Consider the following 24,060-nt stretch of genomic DNA (forward strand, 5'->3'; position numbering starts at 1 on the left):
CTACTTTTATAGTAGGACGTTTAGTGATAGTAAATTTTAAATATAAATTTACTATCACTAAACGTAATTATGTTCATTTAATACACAAGAGTAATTTGCTTTAACTTGTATTTTTTATTGGTAAATAGACCTTCGCACTTAAACCGCCTTCGGGTCGGTTTGAAAGCTTTACTTTACCGTCGTGCATATCGATAATGCGTTTAATAATAGCAAGCCCTAGTCCACTCCCCTCACTGCCTCGTGCCGCATCACCTTGTTTAAAAGGTTCAAACACTGATTCTAATTCACTCTCTGGAATACCAGGTCCATCATCTTTTACTTCAACAACAACGTATTTTTTATTTGAATTATAGTAACTAAGTACTTCAATATCCCCCTCGGAATAACGCCGTGCATTGCCTATCATATTTGTTATAACACGCTTAATAGCAACAGTACTTAATGGAATGTTAGGGATAGTCGGATTACTTTTAAAAGTAATTGCCCGTTGATGCTGCAGTTCTGAATGTACAACTTCGGCTATTAAGCCATTAATATCTTCACAGATTAACTCATCACGCTTATGGTGGCGTAAGTACTCTATAAACTGATCAATAATCCCATTCATGTCTTCTATATCGTAAATAATACCTTCACGTAAATAGTCATCAGTGTCTGCCATCATTTCGGTAGCTAAACGAATGCGCGTAAGCGGTGTACGTAAATCGTGAGATACACCCGCCATAAGTAAGCGGCGGTCGTTTTCAAGGGCTGCGATACCGCGCGACATTTGGTTAAAGGCACGGGTTACCTCTATTACTTCGGTAGACCCTTCTTCAGCGAGCTTTGAGGTAAAGTCGCCTTTACCTACTTTTATTGCAGCCTGCTGCAATGCTTTCAGAGGCCGGTTTAAGTGCCGTGCAAACAACCATCCCCCCAACACACTTAAAAAACCAATACTCGATAAGTAAAAAGTTAAAAACTCTAAGTTATTTTCTTTAAAGCCGGTTAGCGGCACTTTTACCCAATAGCCTGGTGCTTGCGGTGCTTCTACCCAATATATAAGCGGACCTGTTTGGCTAATGCGTACTCGTGAAAAACCACCTAATTGCTCAGACATACTGCGCGACAATCCTGAATACTCACGCGTTTGCCCAAGTCCATTACGCATAGCTTCTCGCTGGGTCATGACTTCAATACCCGTTATTTCAAAAAATTTTTCAGATACCTCGTCGTTTATTTCAACCCCGTCTTCCCAGTCAATAAATACCGTTTTTATTTGCTTAGCGAGCATTAAATTAACTTGTTCAATAGTCGGCTTTACAACGTACAGACTTACAGTTACATAAGACACTATTTGATTTATTAGCAGTAATGCTGCTACCAAAAAAACCGTTTGCCCAAATGCACTACGCGGAAAAAATCCCATATAAATTACTTTTCACCATCAGGAACAAACACATAACCCAAACCCCAAACGGTTTGAATATAACGTGGGTTGGCAACATCTATCTCGATCATGCGACGAAGGCGAGATACTTGCACGTCAATACTTCGCTCAAGAGCACTGTAGTCTCGCCCACGCGCCAAGTTCATTAGTTTATCGCGGCTAAGCGGCTCTCTTGGGTGTGATACAAGCGCTTTAAGTACTGCAAACTCGCCACTTGTTAGTGATATTGTTTTATCGCCTTCACTCATTTCGCGCGTTGCTAAATTAAGGGTGAATTTACCAAATGCAATTAAGTTTTCTTCTGCAGCTGGCGCACCTGGCACTTCTTTTGCGCGGCGGCGTAGAATAGCTTTAATGCGAGCTAGCAGCTCTCGAGGGTTAAATGGTTTAGGTATGTAGTCATCAGCGCCGAGTTCTAAACCAATTATGCGGTCTACTTCGTCGCCTTTAGCGGTGAGCATAACAATAGGGATTTCGTTTTCCTTTTGGCGTAACCTGCGGCAAATAGACAAGCCATCTTCGCCTGGGAGCATTAAATCGAGCACCATTAAGTGAAAATTCTCCCGCTCAAGCAGTCTATCCATTTGCTCCGAATTTCCTGCGGTTCTAACAATAAAGCCTTGCTCTACTAAGTAACGTTCAAGCAAACTGCGTAAGCGCATATCGTCATCAACAACTAATACTTTTGTGGTCTCGTGTCCCATAATCTCTTTCTTATTTTTATATCCAATTACTAGTTAATATAAATGAAAAACTTAATAATCAAAAACTAATTACCTGCTTAGATTGTTACTGAACATTTCAGAAGCAAATTATTACGACAATATAAATTTTAAACTCGACAAATTTTGCTAATTTTAATACCGTGCACAACATTAGAGCTTGAGAAGAATAGACAGTGAAAACAAATTTAGTTACCCGCGAAGGTTACTTACAACTGCAACAAGAACACGACCAATTATGGAATGTAAAACGCCCAGAAGTTACAAAAATAGTGAGCTGGGCGGCAAGTTTAGGGGATCGTTCTGAAAACGCAGACTATCAGTACAATAAACGGTTGCTGCGCCAAATAGATCGCCGAATACGCTATTTGCGCAAGCGCATTCCCGATCTGAAAATTGTTGACTATTCCCCAGTCCAAGATGGAAAAGTATTCTTTGGCGCGTGGGTAGAAATAGAAAATGAAGAAGGTGAAACTAAAAGATTTAGAATTGTGGGTCCTGACGAAATTTACGGTCGTAAAGATTACATCTCTATCGACTCACCTATGGCGCGTGCTTTAATTAAAAAGCAGGTTGATGACGACTTTGAGGTAATGACCCCACTAGGTAAAAAGGAATGGTATATAAACAGTATTTTGTACCAAAAAAATAATTAGTATGCTTTGATTCAGATCATGTTAATTATTTATTGTGTAAGTTAGGTCATTACGATATAAGTGAATTAAATAAACTTATAATTTTTTAGTTTAAAATTAGCCAAGGTAATGGTCATGTCAAACGTAGTACAGCGCATACTAAGCAATGCCGTATTGTTTGCACTTTTAATGGGTGTAAGTTTAACCCTGCATGCCAATGCCAAACAAAGTAATTTAGATCATGTAATAGTTTCGAATCATTTTATTGCTTATGATATTCCTGACCAAGCAAACCTCGACTTTGACGTAGACTCTTACGTTAATGTTATTTCCTTTAAGGCACCTCAACCACTCCCTAAAGATACGAACTCTTTTTATACTAGTCTAATTCTAGATAGACCTTTTAGCACCGCTTATCAGCGCGGACCTCCTCGTTATTTTATTTAACTCATTATTTTAAAACATTGATTAAATCTTATAACTCTATTTAGGTGACTAATATGTCTAACTTTAAAGAATTGCGCACTCAAAATATTTCTCATGGCGTTATTGCTAACACCTTTGCTGATGACCAACCGTTAATTGATTTAACGTCTCCAGCGTTAAAAATGGTAAACAACTTTACTCAAAAAACGCCTGTGCGTGCACAATACGAAACAACGATTGAAGAAGCACTCAAACAAATAAACTCTCAAAAATCCGATTTCATACTCGTAACCGATGATACTCATAAATTGATTGGTATTGTTTCAAGTGCAGATTTACAAAGCTCTAAAATAGCTATTATTGCACAGCGTTTAAACTCACCACACAAAGAAGTAAGCTTACGTCATATTATGACGCCAATAAGCCAGCTAATGGGTGTTAGCATGCAAAGCCTAAGCCACGCATGTATCGGTGATGCGCTACAAACAATGGAACATCAAGGTGTGATGTTTTTATTAGTAACAACGGCTAATAACAAAATTTGTGGATTAGTTTCAGCAAGACAAATTGCTAGAACATTACAAATCCCTTTACATATTACCCCTATAGCTCATTCATTCAGTGAAGTACTGGAAAATGTAGAGCACCCTCACTAAGGGCTCTTCATATTTTATAATTACCTCCTTTATTCCAACATCTTAAAGCAAGTAAAATAGCTTGCTTTAAGAGCTTTTTATTACTACCTCGTGTGATATTATTCAAGCAATTAGTCGCATCAGCTAACTATGTTAACTGGTCTTATTTTTGTTTAAAAAGGTTTTTGCATGAGCGATATCTCTGCACGTTTAGCTATTGAGCTAAATGCACAGCAACAGCAAGTTGTTGCTGCAACAAAGTTACTTGATGAAGGCTCAACAGTGCCTTTTATTGCCCGTTACAGAAAAGAAGCAACCGGCGGTTTAGACGACACTCAATTACGTCTTTTAGAACAACGTTTATCTTATTTACGTGAATTAGAAGAACGCCGTAGCTTTATATTATCAACCATCGAATCACAAAAAAAACTGACGCCAGAATTAAAGAACGATATAAATACAGCACTAAGTAAAACCGAGCTTGAAGATTTATATCTACCTTACAAAGCAAAACGCCGCACTAAAGGCCAAATAGCAATTGAAGCCGGTTTAGAACCTCTTGCAAATGAGTTATTCAACAATGCAAACCTTGACCCTGAACAACAAGCAGAGCAGTTTATTAATGCTGAAAAAGGCTTTGCTGATACAAAAGCAGTGCTTGATGGGGCTAAATTTATTTTAATGGAACGCTTTGCTGAAGATGCAAAGCTGCTTGCTAAGTTTAGAAGCCACATTAGTCAAAATGGCGCCATTGAAAGCTCGCTAATTAAAGGGCAAGAGCAAGCTGGAACAAAGTATCGAGATTATTTTGAGCATCAAGAACTCCTAAAAAAGGTACCTTCGCACCGCGCACTAGCCATGTTAAGAGCTCGTAATGAAGGTATACTTCAGCTAAATGTAAACCCTGAGCCAAGTTCTGAAAATTCAGCACAATTATGCGCACAGATGATTGCAGACCATTACCGTTTGGACATTAAATATAAAGCAGCAAGCCCGTGGCTATTGAGTGTTGTGCAATGGGCGTGGAAAATTAAATTAGGTTTACACCTAGAGAATGAATTTTTTGCAGCTATGCGCGAAAAAGCAGAAGCCGGTGCAATTGATGTTTTTGCTAAAAACTTAAAAGATTTATTAATGGCGGCCCCTGCGGGTCCTCGTACTACACTTGGTCTTGATCCTGGTCTGCGTACTGGATGTAAAATTGCGATAGTCGACAGCACTGGTAAATTACTAACCACACAAACTATTTTCCCGCATGCACCGCAGAATCACTGGGATAAATCAGTTCGCACATTAGAGCTGCTTTGTCGTCAACATAAGGTTGAGCTTATAGCCATTGGTAATGGCACTGCATCACGAGAATCAGATAAATTAGTTGCCGAACTAATGAAAGCAAATACTGAGCTTAAACTAAATAAAATTATGGTAAGTGAAGCAGGCGCATCTGTTTATTCTGCTTCTGAGCTTGCTGCTAATGAATTTCCAGATTTAGATGTATCTTTACGAGGAGCTGTATCTATTGCCCGTCGCCTACAAGACCCTCTTGCAGAGCTTGTTAAAATTGAGCCTAAATCAATTGGTGTTGGCCAATACCAGCACGATGTATCGCAAAGCCAATTAGGTCAAAGCCTTATCTCTGTAGTAGAAGATTGTGTAAACTCTGTTGGTGTGGATTTAAATATGGCGTCTGTGCCACTACTTACACGCGTATCGGGTTTGAACAAAACATTAGCGCAAAATATTGTAAATTATCGCGATGCTAACGGTTCATTTTCTAAGCGTAGTGAACTTAAAAAAGTTGAGCGTTTAGGACCAAAAGCCTTTGAACAAGCAGCTGGGTTTTTACGTATTAATAATGGTAGCGATCCGCTAGATAACTCATCAGTTCACCCTGAGGCTTACCCTATAGTTAAGCGTATTTGCGAGCACAACAGCATTGACGTAAACAGCTTAATTGGTAACAGCGACTTTTTAAATAAATTAGCAGCTAACGACTATATTGACGAAAAGTTTGGCTTACCAACCATCACCGACATTATTACTGAGCTTGATAAACCAGGTCGCGATCCTCGTCCTGAATTTAAAACAGCTGAGTTTAAAGCCGGTGTCGAAAAAATTAGTGACCTAAAACCTGGTATGATTTTAGAAGGTGTAGTGTCTAATGTTGCCAACTTTGGTGCTTTTGTTGATGTAGGTGTTCATCAAGACGGTTTAGTACATATTTCAGCAATCACGAATAAATTTATATCAGATCCGCGCGAAGTTGTTAAAGCTGGTGATATTGTTAAAGTTAAAGTAGTTGAAGTAGATGCAGCACGTAAACGCATAAGCTTTACCATGCGCTTAGATGACGACATTGACACAAGTAATAAGACTGCAGCTCCATCAGCTCAAAAGCCACAAACAGCACGTACTAAAAACTCACAACCTCGTGCCGCAAAGTCAAAACCTGATAACGGTAATGCGTTAATGGGTAATGCATTTGCCGATGCGTTTGCTAACGCTAAAGTTAAAAATAATACTTGTACAACTAAGCTAAAACGAAAAAACCGCGTAAGCGGTTTTTTGTAGTTCCGTTTTACTAAATTATTAACTTAACGCTGAGAAACCACTTTGACTCGCTGGCGATGTAGCCATTTGATAAAAGTTAGCAATACGCCCCGCCCGTGCCTCAACATCGGCATCACGTGTTTGCTCATCACTTTTGGCTGTTTTTGTATCGCCGCTTTCATCGCTAGAGAATGAAGCTTCAAGCTTATTTTTTGCGTCCTCGTCGTCTTCTTTTTCAGGTTGTATAAGCTCAGCTTGAGCCGCTGCTAGCTTTTGCGTAGCGTCTGCAGCAATAGAGCGATCAGCTCCCGACGGCTCTGCAGGGGCTAATGCGGCAGCACGTACCGTTTGCATTTTATCTATAGTTGCTTGCGGGTCACCCGGAATCTCTGATACATCAATTTGTACCTCTCCGCCAACAGCGTAGTTAGTACCATCGGGTCCACGTTGATATTCGTAACTTGGAGATCCTGCATATTGACCACCTACAGAAGCATGTGCTTGTTCGTGTATTCTTACTTCAGTATCTCGTGCTTTCAACTCTGTAATTTGCTGCTGCTCTTGTTCTAATACTTGCTGTTCTTGCTCAGAAGCTTGTTGCTCAGTTTTTTCCTCTTCTGAACTTTCTTGGCCTTCTGGGTTTTGTGTATTATCGCCACGCTCTTGGACTCTTTTTTCGTCTGCTAACTTACCCGATACATCATAGGTTGCACCATCGTTGTTAACTGGTAATTTTGCTTTTTCAGCATCACTTTGAGCTTTGGTTTCTGTGTTGCTTGCGCTACTAGATGCGGGTGCAGGAATAACTTCTCGTAGTTGGTTGTCACGCCGTGCGGTTTCCGTATAAACATTTGCAGTGTTTATATTGATAGACGGAAATGGCGTAACAATATTCATAATACTAGACTTTAATATCGATTAACGTGCCAAGTACATCATCGGCTGTTTGAATTGATTGCGTATTTGCCTTAGCATTAAACTCTTCAACTTTTAAGTTAACAAGCGCTTCATCAATACGAGCTGGCTGTGCTACAGGTGCAGTAATAGCTTCTTCAGGGCGTGCTGCTGTAAGCTGACGTTGTTGCGCTAATTGCGCGTCATCTTGCTGTTCTATACTGGCACGGTTAATCTCAGCGCTGGCTTTTTCAATACCTTGGCTAGCACGATTAAACCCTTCAACGCCATTATTAAATACAGATCCGATTGGCATATTAAAACCTCCACCAAATAAACATTGTTTAATTATCGCTCAGGTTCTGCTCAAAATAAAGCTTTAAACAGCACTATTCTTAGCTCTATTTTAAAGCATTGATTTAACGACAGATAAAAACTCACTTTTATGAGAAATAAATGGCGCGTGCGACGCTTTATCTAGTACTTTGTATTCAAACTCAGCATTTAGTACTGACATTTCACTCATTGCTTTATAAGGCACTAAGGCATCAAGTCGCCCAAATACTCCTTTGACAGGTACTGGGCAATGAGCAAATAAATCACGTAAATCGTCGTTTTGTAAAATATCTAAACCAGCACTCAATGCTTCGCTTTTTGGCGAACTGTATTGGTTTAATAATTGTTTAAGTTGCTTTATATCATCACGTGCCGACTCACTACCCATCGCTTGAATAGCTAAAAAGCGCTCTATCGTTTTCTCTCGATGATTAACTAACTGCTCTTTAAACTGCGCCAATACATTCGCTTTTATTCCAGGCCAATTATCTGCCTCCGCAAAAAAAGGAGTCGATGCGATTAAAATAACTTTTGATACTTTTTCAGGCCAATGCTTAGCAATATAAAGTGCAAATAATCCACCTAACGACCACCCCATTAAAATGGTCTTCGGCTTTAACTGCTCACTTAAAAGTGCTGCTGCATCATGCAAAGTATAAGGGCTTGGGCAAACATGGCTATTACCAAACCCTGGTAGGTCAAGGCTGCGCACATTTCCTGAATATAAAAACTCAAGATCAGGCAGTACTAACTGCCATACTCCCTGATTCATTCCCCAACCATGTAATAACACTAACTCATTTTGCATATTTGCCTAACCTTTACCAAACTTAGGCTCATAATAACGATTAAGAAGATGTTTGCAATGCGAGGTTACAACCAATGACAAAAGCTATTTTTGACTGGCTCTTCCCATCTTATTGTGTGCAATGTGAAAATATTATTAATGCATCACAAGGATTATGCGATTATTGCTTAGAAGACTTACCATTATTTGATTTAAGTAAGCAAACCAACCTATTGCATCGTCCCGATATTGTTGAGATGTTTCCTAATTGCGAATTTGAGCAGTTATTTGCATGCGCATTTTATCAACCTCCATTTGAGGTGTGGCTTAAACAACTTAAATTTAACAATCAAATTCATTACAAAAAAGCACTCCAGCAAATTATTAAAAAGCAACTCATACAGTTTTTTAATAGTACCCCAAAGCAACCCGATGCATTTGTAATTTTACCGCTACATAAAAGTCGTTTTTTAAACCGTGGATTTAATCAAGTAAGTCAAGTATGGCAACCCTGCTTAGGTAATTACGTGCCATTGAGCAATGTCCTTGTTCGTAATAAAAAAACACAAGCACAGTCAGATTTATCAAAAGCAAAGCGCATTAAAAATTTAAAAAATGCCTTTATTTGTAAAGAAGATATGAGCGGAAAAATAGTTGCCATCGTTGATGATGTGATGACAACAGGGGCAACATTAAACGCAGCCACTAGTGCACTAAAACAAGCAGGCGCTAAACAAGTATGGGCTTTTACAACGTGTTTAACGCCAATTTAGTCATTTAATAAATATTATTCACCATTTGCACGAAACGTATGACCAAAAAATAAAGCATTGCTTAGTAGTCGACTAGTACCATACCAATACCCCCTAAATACAGGGTCGTCCGTCATGCCTATTACTGTACCTCGTCCGTATGAGTGAGCAATTAAGCCTGCGCCGCCAGCAACTTGCTCAACATTAACGGCATCAGTAAAACCTGCCAATAATGGATTTTTAGTGTAGGTAAGTACATTTACAAACGGCGCATCGGAAGCTTCGAGTAGCCACGTACTATTTTTGAATACGGGCAATGTATTGCGCTTAAGTGAAAATGTAAGCGGATGAGATAAATCTACATTAGTATTAAAAATAGCACCTGCAATGCGCTGACGCCCTGCTAAATGATCTTTATCGCCATAACTTAAACCTGTTGTTTTAAATGCACTCGCTACATCTTGTCGTGATAGATAGCTTGCCTTGAGTAATTGCTGATCAGCTAAAAATTTAGCACCGCCTTTGTGACCCCAAATAACGCCGCCTTTTCTTACCCAGCTTTTAATAGCCACTTTGTCGGCATCAGATAAGCTATTGTAATTGCCATGAGCAAGCACAATATGACTGTAGTCACTTAACTCGAGTGAACTAAAGCGGTTCATTTCAACAATTGTTGGTGCAACACCTACAAAGCGATCTAGGTAATACCACGCTTCACCGACTTCGTACTGACTTGCGCCTTGCCCGCCAACAAGCAGTACTTTTGGAGCATTAACAACCGCCATTGATCGCGACCCTAAATCAGCGCCTTTGCTTGTTAATCCTGAGGTGATCGGTTTAATTGCAATACCAAACTCATTTTGTGCTTTATTTAGCAAGGTAATCCAATCTGTATTTGTTTGTAGTCCAGCCGGTATAATAATACTTCCAGGTTTAAAATTGATTTCTCCTGATGTTGATTTAGCCGTTAACGCGTTTAGCGCTACGCGTGCTTTAATGCCTTGCTGTAATAAGCTGTTTAACATTTTAGGTGCTAAATAATCATCCCACGAAAAACCAAATGCATAACCCTCTGTGAGTGTAGCAAACGATGGGGCTACTACTTTTTCCCACGCTTTATCAGCAACCTTTAATCCCCAACTACTTTTAACTTTAGAAAATGGAAGATTAAACGCATGCGCTAATGTCCAACCAGATACATCGTAAAAAGTATTATCTGCAAAGTTTTTTTGCTCACTAAAAACCGCTTTTACCAAACGGTATTGTGGTTGCGCTAATGGTACAAAGTAGCTATCAGTACTGAAATTATTACCCTCTACTTTTAATGATTTAGTCAGTGGGTAAGCGTTAATTTGATGCTGCTTTAACAATTCTAAAAAGTGCATAATACGGGTGTTGTCGCTTGCACCTTCTACAACATAACCTTCAAAACTTTCATCGCTGGCTAAATCGGTAGCCTGATTATAAAATTTAGCTTGATAATCTAATAGTGCATGGCGGTTATCAATTGCTGCTTTAAAGGTCGATAAACTTGTTAATAGTTGGTTTTTAATAGTAAAAGGAAAACTTAAAGGTCCGTTTATGGTTTCTTGAATATGCCCACGAGAACTTGCTTGTTCAAATAAAATGCCTATGCCGCCATTTACATCGGGATAAGTTGAGCCTTTTCCATAGTAAAAATCATCAAAGCTTTCTTCTGTAAAATAAAGTGCGTTGTTTTCATCTAGCGTTTTTGCATGGTAGTTAGCAATTGCCTTAGTTAAAGTCACATTCTCATCTGGGGTTATTGGATGCTTACGACTTGGAATACCTGGTTGAAAAAAGTAGCTGCTGTTTGGACCCATTTCATGAAAGTCAGTTAAAATATTTGGTTTCCACTGATGAAACTTAGCAATACGTGCGCGCGATTCAGGGTGTTGTAGTAACAACCAATCACGATTTAAATCAAACCAATAGTGGTTAGTACGACTGCTTGGCCAGTTTTCAACATGCTCGCGAGTTTTAGGGTCAGACGATAAATTCATTCCTCGGTTGCTGTTTACCCAGTTAGCAAAGCGCGCTAAGCCATCAGGATTAAGTGATGGATCGAGTAAAATAACCGTGTTGTTTAGTAACTCTTCTATTTCAGAGCCTTGAGCTGCTGCCAAATAATAAGCCACCAGCAATGAAGCGTTACTGCCCGATGATTCATTACCGTGTACGCTATAACCCATCCATACAACAGCAGGTTCGTCTTGTGCCTTACTATTATTATTACTTAAACGAGCCAAATGAGCTTGGCGTGTTTGCTCTATGCTTGATAGCTTATTAGCCGCAGTGATTGTTAGCATAACGAGTGGACGCTGTTCATGTGTGCGACCAATCACTTCAAAATTTATACGGTCACTCTTATCAGCGAGTATTTCCATATAACGTACTAACTGATCATGTCTTACATGCCACTCTCCGACTTGATAGCCTAGTACCTCTTCAGGGGTTGGAATTGTTGAGTCAAACTCCACATCTTGCTCAAAATAATACGAAAGTGGTTTAGCTATACTTGAAAAGCTAAGCAACACCACCATTAATGTTAATATTAAACGCATATAAATCACTCAAAAAATGTTCGTTGTTTGCACGCTACCATTGCTTAAAATAGATGCCAACTTTTTACGCTCAACACTAGCCGCAACACGATGAGCGGAGTATGATATGCAGTATCCGAGTAATTTAGTCAAGTATAGATGGTTTTATGATTTCTATTTCCGAAACAGCGCAAGCGCATTTTGCTAAACTATTAGCAGATCAATCACAACAAACTAATATCCGTGTATTTGTTGTAAACCCTGGTTCATCACAAGCGGAATGTGGTGTGTCTTATTGTCCAGAAGACGCTGTAGAAGCGAGCGATATTCGCCTAAACTTTAACGGCTTTGACGCCGTTGTAGATGCAGAAAGTGCTCCATTTTTAGAAGAAGCTGAAATCGATTTTGTTACAGACAAAATGGGAACTCAATTGACGCTAAAAGCACCAAATGCAAAGGCGCGTAAAATAGGTGATGATGCATCGCTAAACGAACGTGTACAGCACATGCTAGAAACCGAAGTAAACCCACAACTTGCTAACCACGGTGGTCAAGTAAGCCTTGTTGAAATTACAGCTGCAGGCATAGCTATACTTCAGTTTGGTGGTGGTTGTAACGGTTGTTCTATGATCGATGTAACACTAAAAGAAGGCATTGAAAAAGAAATGATAGCTAAGTTTGAAGAAATCACCGGTGTTGCTGATATAACAGAGCACGAAGCGGGCGATCACTCTTACTATTAGGCCTTGTAAATGCTAAAGCAGCTTATTTATCGCTTAGGGAGTAACCCTAAGCTGAGCTTAAAGCGCTTTTTTCGCGGCTTAGCACTGTTTGTGCTAGCCGTGATATTCATATCTATTGGGTATTATACCCATTACAGCTTACAAATAATTGGCGTTATAAGTTTAATCCCCGCATTATTTTTTGCCGGTTGGGGCTACTGTGGTATTTTTGCTAATCGTTTTTCACAAGTTTTAAAGGATATGGGCCCTAAACACCACGACCCCGATCTCTGGAAATAAACCATTTATTTAGTTTAATCTAATAGCTGATTATTTATTTTTAAGTGATGATATTTAATTATTAATGTAACCCCGCGCATTAACATAAAACAGCTCATAGCCAGCCATAACCCGTTATTTTGCCAGTCTATAAACACCCAAAACACACCAAAAAAGCCAACTCCAGCTGAAAGTATCATACTGTTGCGCATGTTCTTTGCTCGCGTAAGTCCTACAAAAATACCATCGAATAAAAAGCAGCTCATGGCCAAAATAGGCAACACTATTAGCCATGGTAAATAGTGTATTGCCTCTTGAATAACCTCTGGCACATTGGTTAAAAGCTTGATTATACCGCTGCCAAACAATGCAAAAAAAGCGCTATATAAAACGCCAAAAAGCATGCCCCAAAATACACTTATTTTAACCCAAAGCTCTATATTTTTAACGCTTCCTTGGCCTTTAGCTTGCCCTACTTTTGCCTCAGACGCATAAGCAACACCATCAAGAGCAAAACTCACCAACATTAAAAAGTTTAATAGTACAGCATTAGCAGCTAATGTGGTTTCGCCTATACGCGCTGCGTAAAATGTCATAAAACTAAAGCATAATTGCAGTATTAAAGAGCGAATAAATATATCTCTATTCAAACTCAATAATTCAGCCATTTTGCTAATACTCAACCAATTCGGTACATTTAGATTAATGTCTTGTTTTTTAGCTAGTTTAACCACTAAAAAAAGTGCAAATACTAAAGCCGTATAATCAGCAATAAGTGAAGCCCACGCAGCGCCTGCAACTGCCCAATCTAAATAAACAACAAAATAAATATCGAGCACTATATTAACGATGTTAGTGACGAGTAATAAATAAAATGGACCTCGACCATAATGCACACCAAGCATCCAACCCAGTAACACTAAATTACACAATGCCGCTGGAGCACTAAAAATACGAATGCTAAAATACTGATATGCTTGGATAAGCACATCAGAATTGGCGGCGGAGAGGTAAGCAATAGCATGCTTTATTAATGGGGATAACACAATTAATAGCACAGCAACAATGCTTGCAAGTAACAAACTACGTTTAAGTAAAGCGGCTAGCTGGGTTAAATCATTTTGCCCGTAAGCCTGAGCAACCATACCCGTGGTGCTCATTCTTAAAAAACCAGCAAGCCAAAATAAAATAGATATAACTGCAGAGCCAAGGGCAATACCCGCTAAGTAATGAGCGCTCCCTAGATGACCAATTACAGCGGTATCAACAATCCCTAACAACGGCACTGTAATATTTGATAGAATCATTGGTCCCGCTAACAACAGTAAGCTTTTATGGTGCGCTTTATTATGTATAAAAAATTGTTTCATTTAGTATTATTTATCCTCATTAGCCTATCTGTGCGAGCTCAAGCAGCCGTCATTTTACAGTATCATCATGTTAGTGAAACACTGCCTGCTGTAACGAGCATCAATGCAAATACCTTCACTAAGCATTTAAGCTATTTAAAAAAGCATGACTTTAATGTTATTCCATTAAACGAGTTGATTTTGGCTTTGCAACAAGGGCAAACCTTACCTGAGAAAACCGTCGCAATCACCTTTGATGACGGTTATAACAATAATTATGATGAAGCTGCGCCAATTTTAGAAAAATTTGGCTACCCGTATACTATTTTTGTAAACCCAAAATTAATAGATCAAAACCAACGTTATGTTATGGGCTGGGATAAGCTTAAAGAGCTTAGCAAAAAAGGCGCGCTTATAAGTAATCACACTGCACAGCACGACTATTTACATATTAAGCTTGAAAACGAAACCGGTGCTCAGTGGAAAACACGTATCAAACAAGACATTCTATATTCACAGCAACGTATAAAAGAAGAAATAGGACAAGATTATAAGTACTTAGCTTACCCATATGGTGAGTTTAATAATGAGCTGCAATCCCTTGTAACTGAGCTTGGTTTTATAGGTATTGGGCAGCATTCTGGAGCTGTAAGCAAAAATTCAAATTTTAGTCGTTTACCTCGCTTTCCTGCTTCCGGTTTTTATAGCAAACTAGACACATTGAGCACTAAACTAAACTCTCATGCTTTTAATATCACCAAGCTGACTTACATAGACAGTGTTACTGAACAAAACCCGCCCAAATTAACGATTGAATTTAAAATGGACGATTTTCATAAAACGCAATTTGCTTGCTATGTATCAAGTGTTGGGCAAGCTGATTTAACGTGGATAAATGAAAATACGGTTGAGATAACTTCACCTAAAATACTTAATAAAGGGCGATCTCGTTTTAACTGTACTGCGCCTTCAATCAAAAAACCAAGTAGCTACTACTGGTTTTCGCAACCTTGGGTTCTTCAATAAACAAAGTGTAGGCTACTTTTTAATTGCTTGATTTAATAGTCGCTGGGTTACCTTATCTAGCGACACAACTTCATTAGCTGCACCTAATTGAATTGCTACTTTTGGCATACCCCACACAACTGACGAAAACTCATCTTGCGCAATTGTATAAGCACCGTTTTGCTTTAACGCAAGTAATCCCTTAGCCCCATCACTCCCCATACCAGTCAGTATTGCAGCCACTACACGCTTGGCACCCGTTTCAATTAATGAATTAAATAACACATCTACAGCCGGTTTATGTCTATTAACCGGCTCGCCATCATCTAGCTGACAATACAAACTAGATCCTTGCTTTTTAATACTTAAATGAAACCCTCCCGGTGCTATATAAGCCCAACCTACGCTAAGCTTATCCCCATGTTCGGCCTCTTTAACATTAATTACGCATGTGCGATTCATTCGCTCTGCAAATGACGCGCTAAATACAGGAGGGATATGTTGAGTAATAACGATCGGTGGGCAGTTTTGTGGCATTTTTATAAGCACTTCTTTTATAGCCTCAGTCCCCCCCGTTGAAGCACCTATTGCTATTACCTTATTAAGTAAAAACTGAGAATGGGTATTAATAGGCTCATTTGTGACGACCGTTTTTTTATAGCTTCTTACTCTTGCACCAGCAGCTATCCGAACCTTTTGCTGGACAAGTGATGCATATTGGCTCAATTGCTCTCTTACGTTATTAGTAGGCTTAGCTATAAAATCGACAGCCCCTAACTCGAGTGCTTCTAATGTGATAGGAGAGCCTTTTTGGGTCAGTGTTGAAATCATCACTACTGGCATTGGCCTTAATCGCATTAAGTTTTTTAAAAAACTAATGCCATCCATTTTTGGCATTTCTACGTCGAGCGTTAATACATCAGGACTTAACTTTTTTATCATTTCGCGAGCTTGATAAGGATCTTCTGCACACCCCACCACGGTTATGTCATTAACTTGTTGTAATATTTCTGTGAGTAATCCTCTAATTAAAGGAGAGTCATCAATTATTAATACTTTAATCATGCATACTCCTAAAACAGTTCGATGTCAGATGCCACTGCGTGTTTTTTAAGGTTTTGCAAGTAACGCACTTCACGTTTTTCAATCGTATCATTATGTAATTTTTTAAGCTTTTTCATATATACTTTACCAGTGCGCGGATGAAAAAATATTTTCCGTGGCCATGGTCCACCCACGTCATGGGCTACTAAGTTTAACGCTTCTTCTTTAATATAGGTCTTTGCAAAACTAATATTACCCAGCCCAATATCGGTCATCGCACTAATAATTTTCCCTCCACCAAAAAGTTTTATTTTTAAATTATGCCGAGAAGCCCCATTTTTTAAAACTTCATTTATAAGGTACTCCATTGCCCAATTACCGTATCGGCAACTTAGACTATTAGCAACTTTAAGCTCCATACCTTTTTGAATAGGTAACATAAAGTGATTCATGCCCCCAATCCCTAGCACTTCGTCATAAACACAAGCGGCAATACACGAACCCAGAACTGTAGAAATAAGTTCATTATTTTTAGAAACATAAAACTCACCTGGAAGCACCTTAGCAACAACGCTATCTCTACCTGAATCCCAATATCGCTTAATATGCTCAAAGCTAGGTAATACCGAACTAAACTCAGCGTGCATTGTGTCCCTTTTGATACATAGTTTTTCCTAGGCTATTATATTGCGAATGCTCCTTCCCCATACTCTCTGAGTGACCTAAAAATAAATAACCGTGTTCATTCAATATATTAGCGTAGCGTTTAAAAAGCTGATCTTTTGTTTCTTTATCAAAGTAAATTACAACATTACGACATAAAATAAGATCAAATGGCCCTTTCATTGGCCAGTCTTGCAATAAATTTAAACGCCTAAACGAGATAGATTCTTGCAATTTATCTTTAACTTTATAGTTTTCACCGTTTTTACTTTTTAAAAACCAACGCTTAAGTTGCACGTCATCTAACCCATTAACATTTGCTGCGGTGTAAATACCTTTTTGGGCTTTTGCCAGTACGTTAGAATCTAAATCGGTTGCTAATATTTTTACGTCCCAATTGCTCGGAAATGCATTATTTAAAGTCATTGCCAAACTGTAAGGTTCTTCCCCTGTTGAGCAACCTGCTGACCAAATCCTTACTCGCCTACTGTCTTTATTTGTCTTTAAAAGCGCTGGAACAAGATGGGATTTAATAAACTCAAAATGATGCACCTCACGAAAAAAAGACGTAAGGTTTGTCGTTATTGCATTAATAAACGCATCAAATTCCTGATCTTTATTGTTATCTAAGTACTCTAAATAAGCTTTAAAGTCAGTCAACTTACGCTCTCTAATTCGCCTTGCTAAACGAGAATAAACCATCTCTCGTTTATGCTCACCCAATACAATCCCGCATGCGCTATAAACTAAATTAGCAATTTTTTTAAAGTCGCAATCAGTGCACAAAAACTCTCTCATTATTCGCTCTCAATTAACCTAACGAGTCACACCTCACTATTGATTATTTCAATGAGACATAAAAAGATTAGTTATTAAAACTCTTCCCACTCATCAGCAGAGTCTACAAAGTTGTCACCTCTGGGCTTATTTCGAACAAAACTATTTTGTGATTTATGAGATAACTCAGGCGTTCGTATGGTAGAGGAAATCATTGTCATTTCTTGCTGACCTATAGAGAAAAAGTTGAGCAATCTACGCATCTCATTAGCTTGCTCAGCCATAGACTCACCTGCAGCTGAGGCTTGCTCTACTAAAGCAGCATTTTGCTGTGTCATTTCATCCATCTGTGAAATCGCTGTATTAACTTGTTCAATACCCGAACTTTGTTCTTCAGATGCTTCTGTAATATCAGAAATCATTTGCGTAACTCTTTGTACCGATATTACAATTTCTTTCAGTGTATCCCCTGACTCATTTACCAATCGAGAGCCATCAGCAACCTTATCAACACTGTCTCTTATTAACTCTTTAATTTCTTTAGCTGCGCCTGCAGAGCGTTGTGCTAAGTTACGTACTTCGCCTGCAACAACCGCAAAACCTCGCCCTTGTTCACCCGCTCTTGCTGCCTCTACTGCGGCATTAAGCGCTAATAAGTTCGTTTGAAACGCTATTTCGTCTATTACACCGATAATGTCTGCAATTTTTTTGCTCGATTCATTAATTGCCGACATACTCGTCACCGCCCGATTAACCACTTCGCCACCCTGAATGGCTTTATCGCAGGTTTCTTCTGCTAAATCGCTTGCCACTTTTGCATTATCTGCATTTTGGCGAACGGTGCTGGTCATTTCTTCCATGCTTGATGCTGTTTCTTCAAGCGACGAAGCTTGCTCTTCTGTACGCTGGCTAAGATCAGCATTACCTTGAGATATCTCTTCTGCGCCACTTGCTACAAGCGTTGCCGATGAATTTATGCGATTAATCACTTCCGTTAACTTATCTGCCGTAGTATTAGCGTCGCGTTTAAGCTTATCAAATGAGCCTTTATAATCTTTCTCAATTCGTTTTGATAAATCACCGCTTGCCAATGCATCAAGCATGTTGCCAGTGTCTGAAACTGCATCATCAACTATTTTAACTAAGCTATTTAATCCTTGAGCTAAGCGTAAGAAGAACCCTTCTTTTTCTTCTTCAATTACTCTTGTATCTAGCTTACCCTCACCTGCAGCGGTAATAAGTTCAGCAATTTCTTTTTCAATTACAACCTGAGCGGTTCTATCCTCCCACTCAACCACGGTGCCTATTCTTTCGTGCTCAGGGGTCATTATAGGATTAGCAACTAGACCAAACGTACGCCCACCCACTTTAATTTCAGCACTGTAGGTGCTTGTTAATTTAGCGAGTAAATTTTGCTGGTGTGCAGGGTTTTTGTGGAATATATCAATATTCTGATTTATCAGATTAGTACTATCAAAATTAGGAAGGTCTCTTCGTAAATCGTTTTCAGCAATACTCATCATATTTTTAACGGCAGAATTCATATACACAATAATGTTAGATGCATCCGCAATCATAGTATTAGTCGCAACAGTGTCTAACGCTTGACGCACACGTAGGTTTTCTTGCGCTTCAGCTTGTTCTAACTCAGCTTTTTTAACCGCTTCTGTTATGTCTTCCCATTCAACTATCGTCCCAAGCTTTTTACCTTCATGGCTTATCCACGGCGAAGCTATTAACGTAAAAATAAGCCCAGCTAAACGCAATTCGGCTTTATGTGGTTGTTCTAAGTTTTTTAGCAACTCACGTTGATGTGATGCTTTTTTATGAAAATCATCAACACAAGTCCCTAGTAAATTATCGACAGAGAAACTCGGTAATACCGTTTGTAATTCACTCTCTCGTGCCTTGAGCATTGTTTTAACTCGGTCGTTCACAAATACTATATTAAGGTCTTCGTCTGCAATCATTACATTAGCTTGGCATACTTTTAGTGCACTCGCTAAATCCGCAGCTTTGCGAGATGCTTTTTCAAGCTCTTTTTGTTCAGTAATATCAGTTGCGTATTTAATCACTTTAAATGGTTTACCATTCATATCAAAAATAGGATTGTAAGAGGCCTGTATCCACACCTCTTGCCCCTGTTTTCCTATTCTTAAATATTCCCCTGAATCAAATTCACCACGCCCGAGCTTAGCCCAAAATTCTTTATACTCAATACTGTTAGCATATTCTTGTTCAACAAATAGTCTGTGATGCTGTCCTTTTATATCGCTACGCTGGTAGCCAAGCGCATTCAAAAAGTTATCATTAGCATCAATAATAGTACCATCTAGATTAAATTCGATAACCGCTTGAGATTTACTTATAGCACTAATTTGCCCTGAAGCTTCTGCTGCTATTAACTTTTGCTCAGTAACATCGGTGGCAAATTTTACAATTTTAAAGACTTTTCCTTCTGAATTTACGATAGGATTATAAGTAGCTTGAATCCACACTTCTTTGCCATTTTTTGTATAGCGTTTAAACTCATCTGAAATAAACTCACCATTACGCAAGCGTTGCCAAAAGTTTTTATAGTCGTTACTTTGAGCCTCATCGTGTTCAATAAATAAAGAATGATGCTGTCCTTGAACCTCTTCTAATTGATATTCCATCACGCTGAGAAAATTAGCATTAGCGGTTATTATTTTTCCGCTTGGTTCAAACTCAATTACAGCTAATGCCTTATTTAATGCGCTTACAATTAAATCATTACTTGATTCTGACTGCTTTGGATTACTAAACCACCCCATGCTCATCACCACCTTTAAGTTTATTTTTATTACTTTATTTAGTTGCACTACAAACTAAATATTCATTGTTTTTTGCAGATCGATTAACGCCACCATTTTTTCACCCACATTGACTAAACCAGCTACATATTCACAGTTACTTGAGTCAGAAATGTTTGGTACCGCTTTAGCCTCTTGCTCTGCAATACTGTAAACATCAGAAACGGCATCAACAGTAACGCCTATAATTTTACTCCCTTGCTCAAATTCTATTTTGACAACAATAACAACTGTTAATGGTCCATATTCGGCACTTGGTAATCCAAAGCGCAATCGTAAATCAATTATTGGTACTATTGTTCCACGTAAATTAATAACACCTTTTACAAATTCAGGTGCATTGGGTAGTACTGTAATTTCTTCCCAACTGCGAATTTCTTGTACTGTTAAAATATCTACGCCATATTCTTCATCAGCCATAATAAACGTTAAAAACTGTTTTACGCCTTGCTGTTGCTGAAGATTGAGTTGATTATTTAACTGACTTTGATCAGAGCTCATATCGCCTCCAGCGTGGCTTGTGGTTCAATAACCAACTCTTGACTACCTGGTTTTTTTAAACCCGAAAGTTTTATTAAGCCGCTAATATCAACAATCAGCGATACACGCCCATCACCTAAAATAGTGGCACCCGATACGCCATCAACTTTATGATAATTAGCCTCCAAACTTTTAATCACAACCTGCTGCTGAGACAGTAAGTCATCAACTAATAAACCCACCTTCTGATTATCAGTTTCCACAACAACAAGCAGTGTTTTATCGAGTGATTCAATGGCATTTTTATGATTAAAAATATCGTAGAGCCTTAAAATAGGGATGTATTCATCTCTAAGTCTTAGCACATCGAGGTTTTTACCCACTCTACTGACTTTAGCGATATCAATTTGCAGCGATTCGACAATAGAAATTAGCGGAATAATATAGGTATGCTGAGCCACTTTAACTAACTGTCCATCCAAAATGGCAAGCGTAAGCGGTAATCTAATGGTAAACGTAGAGCCAACGCCGGGCGCAGAAGTGACTTCTACTGAGCCATTTAAAGATTGGATATTTCGTTTAACAACGTCCATTCCTACACCACGCCCAGATAAGTCACTTACCTCATCCATTGTTGAAAAGCCGGGCATAAAAATAAGCTCATTTATTTCATCATCACTGAGTTGGCTATCTGCTGAAATTAATTCGTTATCGATGGCTTTTTCTTTGATTTTTTTTGTATTTAACCCTTGCCCATCATCCATTATTTCAATGACTATATTTCCACCTTGATGAAACGCATTTAAAGTCACAGTGCCGACAGGATCTTTGCCAGCAAGCATTCTTTGCTCAACGGTTTCTAAACCATGATCGAGTGAATTTCTAACTAAATGCACCATAGGATCGGATATTTTTTCCATTACTGTTTTATCAAGCTCGGTTTGCTCTCCAATCAACTTTAGCTCAACCTGCTTATTGAGCTTTTGCGCTATATCACGAACCAAACGCGGAAAACGGCTAAATACAAAATTAATGGGGAGCATGCGAATGCGCATTACGTTTTCTTGTAAATCACGGGTATTATGTGCAAGTTGTGCAAGCCCTTCTTGTAATAAAGTAATTGTGGCCGGTGTGATTTCTTGATCGCTAAGCTGATTAAGCATAGCTTGCGTAATAACAAGTTCACCAACCATATTTATCAGCGAATCAACTTTATCAATACCAACACGAATAGAAGTGGACTCCGGTGTACTCGCGGGTTTTTTATCTTTATTAGCACTGGGTGGCTTTGGCTTACTTGGTGGCTCAATTTCCTTTGTAGGCTCCAAAGGGTTGGCAGCAGTTATTTTTTGTACACAATCTTGATTAGGCAAGGCTTGTTTATCATTACTAAATAGACCTCCGCATAACTCAATCGTTATATCTGCATCGTCTTCAACCCATTCAAACACTTCTTTTATGGCTTTTTCATCATGACTAGTATCTAAAAAAAAGCGCCAATGTAAAAAACATTCATCGCTACTTAAATCTTTAATATCAGGAACTTCATCATAAAAAACCGTGGTTTCTAGCTCGCCTAATTCTTCAAGCTCACTAATCATATACAGAGGCTCATTCCCTGTTTTGAATAAATGATGATGAGGCTTAAAGTCTATTTGATAGGTATTGCTACTGCTTTGCTCTTCTTGGTTTGGAGACTTATGCTCCTGGTTGTCCTCTTTGAGACCTAATACATATTCAAATTGTACTTTTAACAAATCGGCTTCAGTTAAATCAGGTTCTTGTTCACCTTTAAGTGCAGCAAGTAAAGAACGTAAGCAATCAACGGCTTTGAGTAATAAATTAACATGCTCATTGCTAAGTTTGCGCTCACCTTGGCGAATTTGATCTAATAGTGTTTCCAGTACATGAGTAAAATCAGCAACGGAGCTAAAGCCAAAAGTGCCACTCCCCCCTTTAATAGAGTGAGCAGCTCTAAAAATAGTGTTGATAGTTTCTAAATCTTCCTCACCTGGAACTAAATTTAAAAGCTCAGCTTCCATGGTATCTAGGCCTTCAAAACTCTCTTCAAAGAAAACTTCAAAAAATTGACTTAAATCTATACTCACACGGCGCTCCTTTATCAGGGCCTGCTTATCTTTCAGGATTAAAATTTGTTCAATCTAGGGGCTATTTAATCGCGGCACGAGGTTTGTAACCTAGTGGGCTAAGTAAAAACCGAGTAACAAAGAGTAAATTGCCCCTAGGCAGAACCCTTCGAGCAATGCATGTTTGGCATTTATGCTGCGTTATCGCCTATTTATGGGAAATAACCACACTACATAGGCTCTGCCTTGCCTAAATACCAAACACACTGCTGTAAATTTAACCTCGAAAGATAAACATGCCCTAGCGAATAACCTTTTTAATTACCGCTAGTAGCTGATCGGGGTTAAAAGGTTTTACAATCCAACCTGTTGCTCCAGCAGCCTTACCTTCTATTTTTTTATCTAAACCCGATTCTGTCGTAAGCATCAGCAGTGGTGTGAATTTATAATTAGGTAAAGTGCGCAACTCTCGTATTAATGTAATTCCATCCATTATTGGCATGTTTACATCTGAAATAACGGCATCAAAACCTTGCTGTTTAGCAATAGCGAGTGCTTCACTGCCATCTTTTGCTTCAGTCACATCAAACCCTGCTGTTTTTAATGTAAAGCCCACCATCTGACGCATAGATGCTGAATCATCAACCGCTAAAATTCTTTTCATATAAACCCCTAACTTTTACTTTCGATTGTTAAGTACTTACTCAAGCCAAGTTGCTTGATTGCATGCGTTAAAGCCTCACTACTGCCGACCCATATTATTTTGTGCTGTATAATAAATAAGTGCTTTTGTAAGGCGCATAAAAGTTGAACTGAAGCCGTATCAGCAGAAATCACACCGCTAATATCAAGACATATATCATCGTTGCTGTTTAGTTCTTGTAGTAAATCTTGATGTAATATTTCAACTTGCGTAATAACAAGTTCACTCGGAAGTTTTAGCATTTAGCACGCTTATTCCCTGTCAATTCAACTTATAACAAAAGCTTAGCTCTAGTTATTAAAATTGCCATAAAATGCTTAATTAAATTTAAATTGCTGCTAAAAAAACAAAAAAGGGAGCCTAAAGCTCCTTTTAAAAATTGGTAAA

Annotated in this window: 23 protein-coding genes; 8 read left to right on the forward strand and 15 right to left on the reverse strand. The window is 38.7% G+C overall.

The window, feature by feature from the left end; all coding sequences use genetic code 11:
* Nucleotides 1-100: 100 nt before the first annotated feature.
* Both envZ and ompR read right to left on the reverse strand, forming a co-directional pair.
* A complete protein-coding gene (gene envZ, locus P20652_RS10575; protein WP_008168172.1) occupies nucleotides 101-1,408 on the reverse strand; it encodes a two-component system sensor histidine kinase EnvZ in 1,308 nt (435 codons plus the stop codon).
* A 5-nt stretch (nucleotides 1,409-1,413) separates the two neighbouring features.
* Nucleotides 1,414-2,133 carry a two-component system response regulator OmpR gene (gene ompR / locus P20652_RS10570; protein WP_008168174.1) on the reverse strand — a complete coding sequence of 240 codons (720 nt, stop codon included), beginning with the start codon at nucleotides 2,131-2,133 and terminating at the stop codon, nucleotides 1,414-1,416.
* Between the two features lie 194 nt (nucleotides 2,134-2,327).
* On the opposite strand from ompR, the gene greB reads away from it, so the two are divergent.
* The 4 genes from greB (at nucleotide 2,328) to P20652_RS10550 (ending at nucleotide 6,418) form a co-directional block, all read left to right on the forward strand.
* The gene (gene greB / locus P20652_RS10565) at nucleotides 2,328-2,807 is read left to right on the forward strand and encodes a transcription elongation factor GreB (RefSeq protein ID WP_008168175.1); all 480 of its coding nucleotides are present in this window, start codon (nucleotides 2,328-2,330) and stop codon (nucleotides 2,805-2,807) included.
* A 114-nt stretch (nucleotides 2,808-2,921) separates the two neighbouring features.
* Entirely contained in the window at nucleotides 2,922-3,233 is a 312-nt protein-coding gene (locus P20652_RS10560; protein ID WP_008168176.1) for a hypothetical protein, read from the forward strand.
* A gap of 53 nt (nucleotides 3,234-3,286) precedes the next feature.
* Nucleotides 3,287-3,868: a CBS domain-containing protein gene (locus P20652_RS10555; RefSeq protein WP_008168177.1), complete on the forward strand. Its 582-nt coding sequence runs from the start codon at nucleotides 3,287-3,289 to the stop codon at nucleotides 3,866-3,868.
* 168 nt (nucleotides 3,869-4,036) lie between these two features.
* Nucleotides 4,037-6,418, forward strand: coding sequence for a Tex family protein (locus P20652_RS10550; protein ID WP_008168178.1), 2,382 nt, complete (start codon nucleotides 4,037-4,039; stop codon nucleotides 6,416-6,418).
* Between the two features lie 18 nt (nucleotides 6,419-6,436).
* On the opposite strand, the gene P20652_RS10545 is transcribed toward P20652_RS10550, so the two are convergent.
* The 3 genes from P20652_RS10545 to bioH form a co-directional block, all read right to left on the reverse strand.
* Nucleotides 6,437-7,294 (reverse strand): putative metalloprotease CJM1_0395 family protein, encoded by an 858-nt coding sequence (locus P20652_RS10545; RefSeq protein WP_008168179.1) that lies wholly within the window; start codon nucleotides 7,292-7,294, stop codon nucleotides 6,437-6,439.
* Nucleotides 7,295-7,298: 4 nt separating this feature from the next.
* Nucleotides 7,299-7,607 (reverse strand): hypothetical protein, encoded by a 309-nt coding sequence (locus tag P20652_RS10540; RefSeq protein ID WP_008168180.1) that lies wholly within the window; start codon nucleotides 7,605-7,607, stop codon nucleotides 7,299-7,301.
* 90 nt (nucleotides 7,608-7,697) lie between these two features.
* Complete coding sequence (gene bioH, locus P20652_RS10535; RefSeq protein WP_008168183.1) at nucleotides 7,698-8,435, reverse strand: pimeloyl-ACP methyl ester esterase BioH; 738 nt, start codon at nucleotides 8,433-8,435, stop codon at nucleotides 7,698-7,700.
* Nucleotides 8,436-8,509: 74 nt separating this feature from the next.
* Between bioH and P20652_RS10530 the strand changes: the two genes are divergently transcribed.
* Nucleotides 8,510-9,187: a ComF family protein gene (locus P20652_RS10530; protein ID WP_008168185.1), complete on the forward strand. Its 678-nt coding sequence runs from the start codon at nucleotides 8,510-8,512 to the stop codon at nucleotides 9,185-9,187.
* 14 nt (nucleotides 9,188-9,201) lie between these two features.
* On the opposite strand, the gene P20652_RS10525 is transcribed toward P20652_RS10530, so the two are convergent.
* The gene (locus P20652_RS10525; protein ID WP_008168187.1) at nucleotides 9,202-11,751 is read right to left on the reverse strand and encodes a M14 metallopeptidase family protein; all 2,550 of its coding nucleotides are present in this window, start codon (nucleotides 11,749-11,751) and stop codon (nucleotides 9,202-9,204) included.
* Between the two features lie 146 nt (nucleotides 11,752-11,897).
* Here P20652_RS10525 and nfuA point away from each other — a divergent pair, with 146 nt between their 5' ends.
* A complete protein-coding gene (gene nfuA / locus P20652_RS10520) occupies nucleotides 11,898-12,473 on the forward strand; it encodes a Fe-S biogenesis protein NfuA (protein ID WP_002959571.1) in 576 nt (191 codons plus the stop codon).
* A gap of 9 nt (nucleotides 12,474-12,482) precedes the next feature.
* Nucleotides 12,483-12,752 carry a hypothetical protein gene (locus P20652_RS10515; RefSeq protein WP_008168190.1) on the forward strand — a complete coding sequence of 90 codons (270 nt, stop codon included), beginning with the start codon at nucleotides 12,483-12,485 and terminating at the stop codon, nucleotides 12,750-12,752.
* A 14-nt stretch (nucleotides 12,753-12,766) separates the two neighbouring features.
* Here the strand turns inward: P20652_RS10515 and P20652_RS10510 are convergent, their stop codons facing one another.
* The gene (locus P20652_RS10510) at nucleotides 12,767-14,101 is read right to left on the reverse strand and encodes an MATE family efflux transporter (protein ID WP_008168191.1); all 1,335 of its coding nucleotides are present in this window, start codon (nucleotides 14,099-14,101) and stop codon (nucleotides 12,767-12,769) included.
* Here P20652_RS10510 and P20652_RS10505 point away from each other — a divergent pair.
* Nucleotides 14,081-15,106, forward strand: a complete 1,026-nt coding sequence (locus P20652_RS10505; protein WP_008168193.1) for a polysaccharide deacetylase family protein — start codon at nucleotides 14,081-14,083, stop codon at nucleotides 15,104-15,106. The two genes, P20652_RS10510 and P20652_RS10505, sit on opposite strands and share 21 nt — an antisense overlap.
* A gap of 12 nt (nucleotides 15,107-15,118) precedes the next feature.
* Here P20652_RS10505 and P20652_RS10500 read toward each other — a convergent pair whose 3' ends face one another.
* The 8 genes from P20652_RS10500 to P20652_RS10465 form a co-directional block, all read right to left on the reverse strand.
* Nucleotides 15,119-16,150, reverse strand: coding sequence for a chemotaxis response regulator protein-glutamate methylesterase (locus P20652_RS10500; protein WP_008168194.1), 1,032 nt, complete (start codon nucleotides 16,148-16,150; stop codon nucleotides 15,119-15,121).
* A gap of 8 nt (nucleotides 16,151-16,158) precedes the next feature.
* Nucleotides 16,159-16,776, reverse strand: coding sequence for a chemoreceptor glutamine deamidase CheD (gene cheD / locus P20652_RS10495; protein ID WP_008168195.1), 618 nt, complete (start codon nucleotides 16,774-16,776; stop codon nucleotides 16,159-16,161).
* The gene (locus tag P20652_RS10490) at nucleotides 16,766-17,590 is read right to left on the reverse strand and encodes a protein-glutamate O-methyltransferase CheR (RefSeq protein ID WP_008168196.1); all 825 of its coding nucleotides are present in this window, start codon (nucleotides 17,588-17,590) and stop codon (nucleotides 16,766-16,768) included. Before P20652_RS10490 ends, cheD begins: the two co-directional genes overlap by 11 nt.
* Before the next feature lie 74 nt (nucleotides 17,591-17,664).
* Entirely contained in the window at nucleotides 17,665-20,364 is a 2,700-nt protein-coding gene (locus P20652_RS10485; protein ID WP_008168197.1) for a methyl-accepting chemotaxis protein, read from the reverse strand.
* A gap of 54 nt (nucleotides 20,365-20,418) precedes the next feature.
* Nucleotides 20,419-20,904, reverse strand: coding sequence for a chemotaxis protein CheW (locus P20652_RS10480; RefSeq protein ID WP_008168198.1), 486 nt, complete (start codon nucleotides 20,902-20,904; stop codon nucleotides 20,419-20,421).
* A complete protein-coding gene (locus tag P20652_RS10475; RefSeq protein ID WP_008168199.1) occupies nucleotides 20,901-22,991 on the reverse strand; it encodes a chemotaxis protein CheA in 2,091 nt (696 codons plus the stop codon). Before P20652_RS10475 ends, P20652_RS10480 begins: the two co-directional genes overlap by 4 nt.
* Nucleotides 22,992-23,271: 280 nt before the next feature.
* On the reverse strand, nucleotides 23,272-23,634 hold the full coding sequence (locus P20652_RS10470) for a response regulator (protein WP_008168200.1): 363 nt from the start codon (nucleotides 23,632-23,634) through the stop codon (nucleotides 23,272-23,274).
* An 8-nt stretch (nucleotides 23,635-23,642) separates the two neighbouring features.
* The gene (locus tag P20652_RS10465) at nucleotides 23,643-23,915 is read right to left on the reverse strand and encodes an STAS domain-containing protein (RefSeq protein WP_008168201.1); all 273 of its coding nucleotides are present in this window, start codon (nucleotides 23,913-23,915) and stop codon (nucleotides 23,643-23,645) included.
* Nucleotides 23,916-24,060 lie beyond the last annotated feature (145 nt).

The organism is Pseudoalteromonas sp. BSi20652 (genome assembly GCF_000239855.1).
In the GTDB taxonomy this organism is placed as follows: domain Bacteria; phylum Pseudomonadota; class Gammaproteobacteria; order Enterobacterales; family Alteromonadaceae; genus Pseudoalteromonas.